Raw genomic sequence first — 1,525 nt, 5'->3', positions numbered from 1 at the left:
CCTGGCCAGACAAAATAAGAGAGTAAGACTTGAGTATACAACCAAAATATGCACTGTGGAAAAGAAAATAGAAAAGTTGCAGCATACTATCAACAAGAAAGATTTTCTTATCGAACAACTGAGGAAAGAGCTGAAACAGTTGAAAAGACAGGCTGGTCATCAATGAAATATATCAGTACCAGGGGAGGAATTGAACCGGTCAACTTTGCCGATGCGGTTATGATGGGCTTGGCTACCGATGGTGGTTTGCTGCTGCCTGAAACTCTTCCCTGTTTCAGCAAAAATGATATTGAGCGGTTCCGGAACCTGACCTACCAGGAACTGGCCCTAAATATTTTTCACCCTTATGTCGGCAATGATATTTCCCCAAAAGTGCTGGAAAACCTCATCACCCAAAGCTACTCCACCTTCAATCATCCTGGTGTTGCCCCCTTGGTCAAACGGGGAGACATCTACATTCTTGAACTTTTTCACGGCCAGACTCTGGCTTTTAAGGACATAGCCCTGCAGTTTCTGGGCAACCTTTTTGCCTGGATTCTGGCTGAACGGGGAGAAATACTGAACATCCTCGGTGCTACTTCCGGGGATACCGGCAGTGCCGCTATTTACGGCGTCCGGGGCAAAGATCATATTAACATTTTCATCATTCACCCCCATGGCAAGGTCAGCCCTGTCCAGGAAAAACAAATGACCTCCGTGCTTGACCACAATGTTTTCAATATTGCCGTCAAGGGAACTTTTGATGACGGCCAGCGGATTGTCAAAGAGATTTTTGCCGACCTGGACTTTAAACAAAAATTTCATCTGGGAGCAGTAAATTCCATCAACTGGGCCCGGATTATGGCTCAGATTGTTTACTACTTTTCTGCTTATCTGCAATTGCCGGACAGCGAACAAAAAAATGTTGACATTGTGGTCCCCAGCGGAAATTTTGGTAATATCTTTGCGGGGTACCTGGCCAAAAGGATGGGTTTGCCGATCAGGAGGCTGGTACTGGCCAGTAATGAAAACAACATCTTGAACCAGTTTATTTCAACCGGTGTTTACCAGTGCACTGAAGTGCTTCCCACCTGGAGTCCATCGATGGATATCCAGCTGGCCAGTAATTTTGAACGCTACTGGTATTATCTGCATCATGGCGATCCCGAAATGGCCAGACAATCATTTGCCCAGCTCAGGGAAACCGGAACTATTTCCATCAACAGGGAACAATTGCTCCGGGTGCAGAAAGATTTTGCCACCGGATTTGCCACTAACGATGAAACCCTGAACACTATCGCTGATTTTCATCAACAGACAGGATATATTCTCGATCCCCATACCGCAGTTGGAGTCAAAGTAGCCCGGCAGTTGCGTCGTGAAGAAGGAAATAATACAGTAACATCTGTCTGTCTGGCCACCGCCCATCCGGCGAAGTTTCCTGATGCCGTGCACCAGGCTATTGGCTCCTATCCACCAGTTCCGGAATCGCTTCGGGAAATCGACCAGCGCAAATGTCGATATGAGATTTTGCCGGCGGATACGG

The 1,525-nt window shown here is 47.0% G+C and carries 1 protein-coding gene; it reads left to right on the top strand.

What is annotated here, in order from left to right; genetic code table 11:
- Nucleotides 1-162 precede the first annotated feature (162 nt).
- On the top strand, nucleotides 163-1,525 hold a 1,363-nt coding region (gene thrC / locus U9P07_12965; GenBank protein MEA2110315.1), incomplete at its 3' end, for a threonine synthase.

The organism is Pseudomonadota bacterium, assembly GCA_034660915.1.
Taxonomy (GTDB): Bacteria; Desulfobacterota; Anaeroferrophillalia; order Anaeroferrophillales; family Anaeroferrophillaceae; genus DQWO01.
This window is presented reverse-complemented; position numbering and strand designations above follow the sequence as displayed.